The sequence below is a fragment of the Candidatus Anoxymicrobium japonicum genome (assembly GCA_002843005.1).
GTDB lineage: Bacteria > Actinomycetota > Geothermincolia > Fen-727 > Anoxymicrobiaceae > Anoxymicrobium > Anoxymicrobium japonicum.
In genome coordinates this window covers 1-10,178 of the sequence record PHEX01000058.1, presented here as the reverse complement: position 1 = coordinate 10,178, position 10,178 = coordinate 1, and the positions used below count along the sequence as shown (strand labels likewise).

General features: G+C 57.7%; 8 protein-coding genes. 4 read left to right on the top strand and 4 right to left on the bottom strand.

Annotated elements, in window-relative coordinates; all coding sequences use genetic code 11:
• Positions 1-102 precede the first annotated feature (102 nt).
• On the bottom strand, positions 103-1,050 hold the full coding sequence (locus CVT63_06410; GenBank protein ID PKQ27747.1) for a hypothetical protein: 948 nt from the start codon (positions 1,048-1,050) through the stop codon (positions 103-105).
• A gap of 155 nt (positions 1,051-1,205) precedes the next feature.
• On the opposite strand from CVT63_06410, the gene CVT63_06405 reads away from it, so the two are divergent.
• Genes CVT63_06405 through CVT63_06395 form a run of 3 tightly spaced genes read left to right on the top strand, consistent with a single transcriptional unit; the run spans position 1,206 to position 4,742 of the window.
• Complete coding sequence (locus CVT63_06405; protein PKQ27746.1) at positions 1,206-2,492, top strand: hypothetical protein; 1,287 nt, start codon at positions 1,206-1,208, stop codon at positions 2,490-2,492.
• Positions 2,493-2,509: 17 nt separating this feature from the next.
• Complete coding sequence (locus CVT63_06400) at positions 2,510-3,310, top strand: hypothetical protein (protein ID PKQ27745.1); 801 nt, start codon at positions 2,510-2,512, stop codon at positions 3,308-3,310.
• Positions 3,237-4,742 carry a hypothetical protein gene (locus CVT63_06395; GenBank protein PKQ27744.1) on the top strand — a complete coding sequence of 502 codons (1,506 nt, stop codon included), beginning with the start codon at positions 3,237-3,239 and terminating at the stop codon, positions 4,740-4,742. Before CVT63_06400 ends, CVT63_06395 begins: the two co-directional genes overlap by 74 nt.
• Here CVT63_06395 and CVT63_06390 read toward each other — a convergent pair.
• The 3 genes from CVT63_06390 to CVT63_06380 form a co-directional block, all read right to left on the bottom strand.
• A complete protein-coding gene (locus tag CVT63_06390) occupies positions 4,739-5,836 on the bottom strand; it encodes a type IV pili twitching motility protein PilT (GenBank protein PKQ27743.1) in 1,098 nt (365 codons plus the stop codon). The genes CVT63_06395 and CVT63_06390 overlap by 4 nt on opposite strands.
• A 76-nt stretch (positions 5,837-5,912) precedes the next feature.
• Positions 5,913-6,947, bottom strand: coding sequence for a histone deacetylase (locus tag CVT63_06385; GenBank protein PKQ27742.1), 1,035 nt, complete (start codon positions 6,945-6,947; stop codon positions 5,913-5,915).
• Positions 6,948-7,020: 73 nt separating this feature from the next.
• Positions 7,021-8,034, bottom strand: coding sequence for a hypothetical protein (locus tag CVT63_06380; protein PKQ27741.1), 1,014 nt, complete (start codon positions 8,032-8,034; stop codon positions 7,021-7,023).
• A 353-nt stretch (positions 8,035-8,387) separates the two neighbouring features.
• Here CVT63_06380 and CVT63_06375 point away from each other — a divergent pair.
• Positions 8,388-10,178, top strand: a 1,791-nt coding sequence (locus CVT63_06375; GenBank protein PKQ27740.1) for a magnesium chelatase, incomplete at its 3' end; no start/stop codon positions are given.

Sequence of the window (10,178 nt, the reverse complement as noted above, 5' to 3'; positions counted from 1 at the left end):
CGGCCTACGGCCTCCCTCCATCCCTGGGGCAACGCCCATACCTCCTGGAACCTCTAACACCATTGATGTAGAGTAAAATTCAATGGTAGACCCCTTTTTGCGTTACGTTCTGCTTTGCCGGAACCAGGCTATTGTGTCATCCAGGCCTTCGTCGAGACCAACCTGTGGCGCCCAGGCGAGAAGTTTCATCGCTTTTGATATGTCCGGCTTGCGTTGAAACGGGTCATCCTGCAAGAGCGGCTCAAATACAGTAACCGAAGATGTGCCTGTCTTTTCGCGCAAGCGCGCCGCGAGGTCAATGATTCGCATCTCGTCAGGGTTGCCGATGTTGATAACCTCGCCACCCGCCTCAGGTGTTTTCATCGCGAGCATCAGCCCCTTTACCATATCGCTGACATGGCAAAAGCTCCTGGTCTGGTTGCCGTCGCCATAGATAGTGAACGGCTTGCCTTCCAGTGCCTGGCAGATAAAATTGGGGATGACCCTGCCGTCGTTCGCGCGCATGCGTGAGCCGTAGGTGTTGAATATCCGCGCTATCACCGCATCCGTCTCGTACTGTCGTTCACAAGCCTTACACAGCGCCTCCGAGAATCTCTTCCCCTCGTCGTAACACGAGCGAAGGCCGATCGGGTTCACGTGGCCGTAGTAATCCTCACCTTGAGGCGAGACCTCGGGGTCGCCGTAAACCTCAGATGTCGAGGCGATCAGCAAGCGGGCGCCAGTTTTCCGCGCCAGCTCGAGGCAGTTCCAGGCGCCGTACGAGTTTGCGAGCATTGTCTCGACGGGCGTCGCGTAGTAGTCCATCGGGCTCGCGGGGCTCGCGAGATGGTATATCACGTCTGCCTGAACGTCAAAGGGCTCGATTACGTTTCTCTTCTCGAATCCGAACAGCGGATTATTTCTCGCCATGTTTATGTTTTCGAGCTTTCCAGTCGCGAGGTTGTCGAGGCAGGTTACCTCGCAGCCCTCAGCCAGAAGCGCGTCGCAGAGGTGAGAGCCGATAAAGCCCGCGCCTCCAGTAACGAGCGCGCGTTTTTTCTTCTTTGCCATGATCCTCCTGTCAACCGCCGAAATCGCTGATCGTGTTCCAGATCTTCTCAAGTCTTCTATAAACTAACCGAAACGTTCGACTTTGTCATTAGCTGTTGACGCGATTGCGACAATCAACCGCATTCGCGAATTTGCTCATGGTAAAATAAATCGATATGAGATTCACAACCTGCTCTGATAGAAAAACTCCGCGGGTCGCGAGCGTTGCGTTGCTCGTGTTAGCGCTAACGCTCTTTTCCCCGCTGATTATTACGTTGGCGTTTATCGTGTACATCTGGACGCGATTTCAACGCGCGCCCGCTTGCCGGAGTGACGTGAGCAAGGTCACATCGCTGCAGGCCGGCACCAGGACGATGGCAGAGGTAATGGAGATTTTGGATTCGATCCCATTTCGGGCCTCCGTCCCCGGGCCAATCTCAACTATGCTGTCCACGTTAATAGACCTCGTGCCATCGGCCCTCGCAAAAACACGGGTGACCGCTGGCATCGTATACCCGTACCCATCCACTTTTGAACCGATTGTGCTTGAGTCCCATGACGGCACGCCCATATGCGGTCACCTGGCGCTCCAGTCTGACGCGACCAGACGCCCCGCGGTCATTCTGGCGAGTGGTTCACGCGTGAGCAAGAACTCGCACTGGTTGCTGTCTCTCGCTCTCGAGGCTTATCACGATTGGGGATTCCACGTCATGGCTGTTGACTTGAGAAACCGCGGCGACTCCGGACGCTGCTCAGAAGCGCCCTCCAGCCTGGGCTACAGGGAATCAGATGACATAATGGCCGCCGCCGAGTATCTCGAGTCTTTTGGCATCGTAAGCACGGTCGGCGTATGCGGCGAAGGAATGGCCGCCGCCGCCGCGCTCCTGGCCGCCGGGCGCTCCAAATTGAACAGACCACTCGGTGGCGGTGTTGTGGCGATTGGCGCTTACGCGGAAGCGGGTAGCGAGGTAGAGCGCCTGTCGGGGCCAGGCGCCTTTTCCCTTCTGTCATCCGCCAGGCGTCTCCTGGCTCGCGCGCTGTGGCTATTTAGAATACTTGCCGGAATGCCAGAGGCTTCCCTGGATCTTCGCGAATACATCAGAGAAGTGCCTTGCCAGTACTACGAGATCGAGGAAGCCGACCTTTACAGGAAAGCCAGCCCGGCAAGGATCATGTCTGAGATGAAGATCCCGTGCCTGTTGTTGCACGCCGAGGACGATTTGATGTCGCCGGTGGAGAACGCGCGCGCGCTGCTGGACGCCGCCGACGAAAATCCAATGGTGGCGGCGATGATCGTCCCCTGTGGAGGACATGCTCTTTATGGACCGGCGACGGGCAAATGGTTCCGCCTTGCGCTCGAGACCTTCTTCACTTACTGGGGCGAGTACGGTTCTCAGACAGATGGCATCTTTGAGCTTGCGGGCATAGAGGGCATTGAGATTTTCGGCAACCCCGATAATTAGAGGGCGGAAGAGTTATCGTGGCGAAAAGCGAGCTGAAGACTATGAAGGTTCCATCGGGCCTGTCGGTGATGGAAGACGGCATGCCTTTCTTCTTTGAGGGAGGAAAGACCGGATGCCTCCTCATCCACGGGTTTACGGGAACGACGTCGAGCATGAAGCCGATGGGGGAGTTCCTGGCGTCCAGGAACATCACCGTACTCGCGCCACGCTTGCCGGGACACGGCACAAACGTGAAAGACATGGGGCGCTGGTCTTACACTGACTGGATTCTCACAGTAGAAACCGCCCTTTCCGAACTCGAGGCCATGTGCGATCGAGTGTTCGTGTCCGGCCTTTCCATGGGAGGGCTCCTGACGCTGTATCTCGCGGAGAGACACGGGGGCGCCCTGGCCGGCGCCATGCCGATATCAACCCCGGTTCACTGGGTGGCACCGGGACTCAAAGGCGTAGCCCTCAAGCTGGTTCCTGCGCTCAAACACGTGTTGAAAACATTTCCCGGCCCGGGCAATGACATCAAGGATCCTGGCGTAGTCGAGGTCGCCTACGAGAAGTTCAGCACCCATGCGGCGCACGAGCTCGCGAAGCTCGCGAAGGTTGTTGACGCCGACCTCTCGACAATCACCTGCCCCTTGAGGATATTCGTGGCAAGAAACGACCACGTAGTGCCTGCACGGAACTCGCAATATATTCTGGAGCGCGTCTCCTCCAACGACAAGAAACTCGTGTGGCTCGACAACTCCTTCCATGTCGCGACGCTGGATCTCGACCGGCGGAAGATATTCGAGGCGAGTTACGATTTCGTGGCCCGGGGCGCCTGACATGAAATCTCATATCATGAAAATGAACGAATTACAGAGGACCACATGGGCCGGCGCGTGCGCCCTGTTTATGGCTCTCCTTTTGGTCTTTTTCTGCGTCTTCAGAGTCTCAAACGCGACCGCCCTCGTCATAATAGTCAACATGGCGATCCTTGGATCCGTCAGCCTCGTCACAAAGACCAGGGGGCGATACCTTGTTCTTGTCGCGCTCGTTAGCATGCTGGCGCTCGAGCTGTTCTTTCGTGAGCCCAGCGGTACGGCATCCAACATCTGGATACTCGTCAGGTTCTCGGCAACCGGCCTTCTCATAACGTACTTCGAGACCTTACTGACCAGGAAATCGCAGGAACTTTACCTCGACATAGAACGGCTTGCTCAACAGCGTGAGGACGCGCTCGCCGACTCGCGGCGATGGCTCGCGCGCGCGAACGCTCTTGTAATGGTGATAAGCATGATAAGCACCAAGAGCCATCTCCATGAAATATTCGAGAAAAGCCTCGAGGAGACGAGAAAGGTTTTCGACGCGGACTCAGGACTTATCTACACCGTTTCCTCCGATAGCGGAACAATGTCTATCGTCGGCTCATTCGGCTACAGCGACGAGGTGATGAATAAAATGAAACGCCGTGAGACCGAAGGCGCGGCTTCCTGCGAGGCGTGTAAGGACAAGGACGCGATCGTGGTCGCCGATGACCTCTCCGCGGGCGATAAATGCCCCAGTCTGCAAAATGTCACGATCGGCTCGTGCATCTGCCTGCCTATCGTAAGCGATGAGACGATTCTTGGCGTCCTGCACCTGCGCCGCAGGCGCCCGGACGCGTTCACCCCACAGGATATACAGCTTGCTCAGTCCATGACATACCAGTTCGGACTCGCGATGCAGAGAGCCGCCCTCTTTGAGCAGGTGAATCGCCTGGCGATAACCGATCCGATAACCGGCCTGTACAACTACCGCAAGCTCAGAAGGGATATCGAAAGAGAAATAGTCAGAGCAAAGCGTTACCGGCACCCGTTCTCGTTTGTCATGGCCGACATCGACCACTTCAAGGCGCTCAATGACAGGTACGGGCACCAGGCAGGAGACACCGTGCTTCGAGAGGTCGCGCGTTCTCTCAACGCCGGCAAGCGCGAGGTCGACCGCGCCTACCGCTACGGTGGCGAGGAGTTCTCAATCCTGTTGCCCGAGACAGAGTGGCCTGAGGCGTTCGAGGTCGCTGAGAAACTTCGCAAGAAGGTTGCGGAAATGCGAATCAGCGTTGATGGGGAGCTTGCGCCGGTTGAGACAACAATCAGCATGGGGGTCGCGTCGTTCTCACACGAAAGCATGGGACTCGAGCGCCTGATGGCCGATGCCGATGAGGCCCTCTATAACGCGAAGAACACAGGGCGAAATAAGGTGGTAGCTCACTCCGTTATGGAAGAAGCTGGTTAGCGGGTGGAGAGCAACTCCTCGACAGGCAAGCCCATCTGCTTGGCCATCAAGATGAAATCGTGCGCCTGATTTGTCGCCTTTATAGCCGTCTGAAAATCGATCAGGCCGTCAGCGTAGAGCGCAACCAGCGACTGATTGAACGTCTGCATCCCGTAGAACTCGCTGTCGGCGATGATCTCTCGCATGACCGCGGTCGGCTCCTCGTTGAGCAGGCACTCCGAGAGCCGCCCGTTCATGATCATAACCTCTACCGCGGGCACTCGCCCGCCGCCGTCGCAACGGGCTAAAAGCCGCTGGCTGACAATGCCGGCGAGCGTACTTGTGAGTGTTATGCGAACCTGCCTCTGCTGGGTCGGCGGGAAAAAGTCGATCATCCTGTTCACGGTTTCGGTCGTGTCCTGCGTATGAAACGTGGACAGCACCAAGTGGCCGGTCATCGCGATGTTCAATGCCGAGGTCACCGTCTCGATATCCCTCATTTCGCCGATAAGAATGACGTCAGGATCCTGGCGGGTTACGTGGCGCAGAGCCTCCCTGTAGGAATCGGTATCCGTGCCAATCTCACGCTGGTGGATGATGCACTTCTTATCCACATGTAAAATCTCGATTGGGTCTTCTATCGTGACAATGTTGAGGCGCTGGTTTTCGTTCAGGTGATCGACCATCGAAGCGATTGTCGTGGTCTTCCCGCTTCCCGTGGGACCCGTTACGAGCAGCAGTCCTCTCGCCTCCTCGGACAACCTCTTGAGGACAGGAGGAAGGCCGAGTTCGTCGAATTTTGGTATCTTCGTAGTCAGAACGCGCCGGATAGAGATTCCTATTGTCCCTCTTTGCTTGAAGACGTTTGCGCGGAAACGCCCGAGCCCGGAGACGCTGTAAGCGAAGTCCGCCTCGTTTGTATCATGAAAGGCGCGCGCCTGCTTCTCGTTCATTAACGAAAATGCGACCTCCACGACGTCGACGGGAGAAAGTGGGGGAAAGTCCGCCGCCAGAAGCGCTCCATCCACGCGCAGGTATGGAGGGCCACCGGCCTTGATATGAATATCAGACGCGTTGTTCTCAACTGATAACTTGAGAAGAGCATGTAAATCCAACTCTACCGCCTTTTTAGCAACTCCCGGCGTCAACGCATGATATCCGACAGTCGCGGTACTGACGCGGGCTTTTCAGTCAACTCCAATTTGTCCGGCTCAAGCGCGCTACGACATCGCCCGCCTTTTCCGGATATGCCGTAGGCAACGGCGCCTTGTCCTTCGCGGGAATCTCGATCCCGGCAAGCTCCGCTACTGTCTGCACGACCGAATGAGCCTGTGCGCTCAGATTATAACCGCCTTCCAGAATTATTAGAAGTCTACCATCACAGTAATCCTCGGAGAATTCAACGAGGTAATCGGTCATCTTCCTGTAAGAGGAATCGATAAGCCGCATCGAGCAAAGCGGGTCTTCGGCATGGCTGTCATATCCCGCCGACACCATCACCAGATCTGGCTTGAACTCCTGAGCCACGGGGATGACGACCCGCTCGAACGCCTCGAGGTAGTGGGCCTCGCCGGTACCCGCGGGAAATGGCAGGTTTATGGTGTAACCGTTTCCCTTGCCGGCGCCTGTTTCGTCTATCCCGCCCGTGCCAGGGTAGTGAGGGTACTGGTGCAGCGAAAGGTAGAGGACATTCTGGTCTTCGTAAAAAACATCCTGTGTGCCGTTGCCGTGGTGGGAGTCCCAATCGACTATCATCACGCGATTCGCGAAGGCGCGCGACATCGCGTAACGCGCCCCCATGGCGATATTGTTGAAGACGCAGAACCCCATTCCTCTGGCCGGCAACGCGTGATGCCCTGGGGGCCTTACCATGCAGAAGGCGCGGCGGGACGAATCTTCGAAACACCAATCCACGCCTTGAAGCACCGCGCCCGCGGCCTTGAGCGCGGCTGAGTAAGTCGCGGGAGAGACAGGGGTATCCATGTCCAGGTTGCCCCCTCCGGATTTCGCCAGACGCTCAACCTGCTCGATGTACCTCGAGGAGTGAACCAGTTCAATCTCCTGGACAGTGGCGTCGCGCGGCGAGACGACTTTGACCGTCTCCAGCAAACCGGATTCGTCCAGCGCTACTCGAGAGACAGACAACCTCTCAGGGCACTCCGGGTGACCGTAGCCAGTGTCGTGCTTCTCGAACAGCGGGTCTGAGTAGATGACTACTTCAGCCATGAGCGGCTACCTTTCGCGCTAAAAAGAAAAGCCCCTTCGCGGGGCCTTCCCTATGACCTGTCTTCTCTTCGCCTCACGGTCGAACAGCGCCACAGAAGTTATGGCGCGCCGAAAGCGAAGAGACTTTCACGACGTCCCCGGCTTGAGGCGCGTGAATAAAACTATCTCCACCCACAAACAACCCGACGTGTCCCCATCCACGGAACCCCAGGATATCGCCCGGCTGGAGTTCGCCGACGCTTACAGACGCCCCGCAGGACGACTGAGCATAAGAACTGTGCGAAATGTACATCCCCGCGCCAACCCTGTAGCAGTACATGACCAGGCCAGAGCAATCAAAACTGTTCGGACCCTCGGCGCCCCAAACGTAAGGCTTCCCGAGCTGGTCGTAGGCTACTCCCACAACGCCTCCGTGCGGCGCGCCTGGCGGACGAGTGGATCCCGGCGGCTTCGAGGAAGGCGGCTTGTACTTGTTGTTTCCGGAGTTCGAGACCTCCACGGCCCGCCGCGCCATAGCCTGGCGGATCTCCTCCTCTGCGCTCGCGAGCTTGCCCTTCGCGCCGGAAAGATCCCCCTCGACCGCGGCCTTGGAGTCAGATAACTCCTTTCGAGCGGCCTCCTGCTGGGATTTCTGCTCCTGCAGTGAAGCGCGCGCCTGTTCCAGTCCCGCCTTAGCCTCTTTGACCTGGCACACCATCTGCGCGTCCCTCTGGCCAACCTTCTTCGCAAGATCAATGCCCACCAGGAACTCATCGAAGTTGCCCGCGCTTGCCACGACATCAACGACTTTGACCTGCCGGGTGATATACATAGCCCTGACACGCTTGTTTAAGCGCGTCCTGTCCAATGCGAGCTTTTGCTCGGCGTCAGCGATCTGCGCTTTGTTCTGCGTTATCGCGCCGCGCGTCTCCTCGATCCGCACACAAGCGTAATTGTAACGCTCAACCGAGTCCTCGAGCTTTTGCTGGAGCCGCTCAACCTCTTTCTGCGCATCAGCCTTTCTCTGATCCACAGGCGTCGCAAAACCCACCGGCGCCAGAACCAGAGCGAACATAACGATCAGAGCCGGTATTACAAGAGATCTCATTCTTGGCCTTTTTGCTACGATACTATCAAGCCCCCCCGTTTACTCTTGCCTGTCTATCAAACCCACATATTATAAGTGGCGTTCCAACCACTACGCAACCCTCTTGCGCTTGCCCTCGAGGCAAATCGCCGAACATCTTACCATGCCATCGCATTTCGGGCAAACCGCGCAAGCGGCCTCGTTAAAAACATACTTCGACCAGCCTTGCAGGTCCTCCTTTGGACAGGGGTCAGACACCGTCTACCGCACCGTCTACCGCTAAAGCGGTAGACGTTGCCTGACCCTAAAGGATAGCGCTGTGTTCCGGGTGAATCTATATATTGAGATATAGCGCGTTGAGGAGTTGCGCCCAATTGAATAAGAACGATACTGTTTTTCCTTTTACAGCGGTTGTAGGCCAGGAGCAGGTCAAGCTGGCGTTGCTCTTGAACGCCGTCAGCCACCAGGTGGGCGGGGTTTTTATCCGGGGAAGGCGTGGAACCGCGAAATCCACACTTGCCCGGGCGCTGGCGCATCTACTGCCCGAAATAAACGTTGTACCCGACTGTCCGTTCTCGTGCGATCCACAGGACATAGAATCTCTTTGCGGCTATTGCGCCGACCGCCTGGCCCTGGAGGGCTTGCTCTTAACCGGCAAATCCAGGATGAAAATAGTAACGTTACCTCTCAACGCAACCGAGGAGATGGTCGTCGGCACGCTCGATATCGAGAAGGCCCTGTGCCATGGAGAAAGGTCTTTCGATCCAGGAATACTCGCCAGGGCCAACCGCTCGATTCTCTACGTCGATGAGGTCAATCTACTCGAGGACCACATCGTTGATTTACTACTCGACTCCGCCGCGATGGGAGTCAATATCGTGGAACGTGAAGGGATCTCATTCCGGCACAGCGCGCGCTTCATCCTGATTGGGACGATGAACCCGGAGGAAGGTGACCTGCGGCCGCAACTCGAGGATCGGTTCGGCCTGTGCGCGGAGGTCGATCGTGAGGTGAGCGTGGCAGAGCGCGCGGAGATACTGAAGCGCACCCTCCAGTTCAACAGCAATCCTCTCGAGTTTGAGTCTCGCTGGCACACAGAACAGCAACGCTTGCGCGAACGCCTCGTCGCCGCCCGCGAACGGTACCCCTCCGTCGAGGTTCCAGAGCCGTTGATCGACGCTATCGCCTTGATCGTGGAGCGGGCGGGCGCGGACGGCCACAGGGCTGATATTTCTATGCTGCATTCCGCTAGAGCCCTCGCGGCCCTCGAGGAGCGCAACGCGATCGACATGAACGATCTCTCCCGGGTCGCTCCCATCGCGCTGAACCACCGCATACGAAAGGGCCCACCCGGCATGAAAGACAACCCTCATCTTGACATGCCCTCGCTCCTCGAGGGACTCATTGCCATCGAGCAAATGGAGCTGCCCGGCTTCGCGGCGCCAGGAAAAAGCATGGAAGGCTCTCACGCGGATACGCGGGCAGAGGGGAAGATGCAACCGGCGCCTGCCGAAGCGCCCGCATCCACGGGATTCGGCCACATCGCAATACCCGATACGCGTGAGCGACAGGGTACGGCGCCCGGCAAGCGCAACCAGGCGCAAAACGCCGATTCTCAAGGTCGCTATTACCGTAGCGCCTCGCCCTCGGGCTCAAAGCAGATCAGCCCGTCAAATATCGCTATCGACGCCACCATCCGGGCTTCGGCGGCGCGTGGGGGCGACGACGAAGGCAAGCTCCAGGTCTTGCCCGAAGATATTAAGGTGAAGTTGCGCAAGAGAAAGTACGGCGCCTGCATCTTGTTTGTCGTGGACGCCAGCGCGTCAATGCTCGTTCAAGGTCGCCTCGATGCGTCGCGGGAAGCGATAATGTCGCTCCTGGCTGAAGCGTACCAGAAACGCGATCGGGTTGGTCTGGTCATGTTCAAGGACGACGCGGCGCAGATCGTAATGAGCCCGACGTCCAGCCCGGCTCTCGCGAGGAAGCTTCTGTCGGAGCTTTCCGCCGGTGGCGCTACCCCTCTTTCACACGGCCTCGCGGTGGGGTATAAAGTGCTCGAGCGTGAGCTCTCGAGAACCCCCAGACCGACCCCAATACTCGTTCTGATCTCGGACGGCGGAGGCAACGTCACCATGAGCGCCTCCGATCCTTTAGCTGAGGCTCTC

What these genes read in the sequence shown, in the direction of transcription:
- CVT63_06410 (PKQ27747.1), bottom strand. Translation starts at nt 1,050, where the DNA reads ATGGCAAAGAAGAAAAAACGCGCGCTCGTTACTGGAGGCGCGGGCTTT.
- CVT63_06405 (PKQ27746.1), top strand. Translation starts at nt 1,206, where the DNA reads ATGAGATTCACAACCTGCTCTGATAGAAAAACTCCGCGGGTCGCGAGC.
- CVT63_06395 (PKQ27744.1), top strand. Translation starts at nt 3,237, where the DNA reads ATGTCGCGACGCTGGATCTCGACCGGCGGAAGATATTCGAGGCGAGTT.
- CVT63_06385 (PKQ27742.1), bottom strand. Translation starts at nt 6,947, where the DNA reads ATGGCTGAAGTAGTCATCTACTCAGACCCGCTGTTCGAGAAGCACGAC.
- CVT63_06380 (PKQ27741.1), bottom strand. Translation starts at nt 8,034, where the DNA reads ATGAGATCTCTTGTAATACCGGCTCTGATCGTTATGTTCGCTCTGGTT.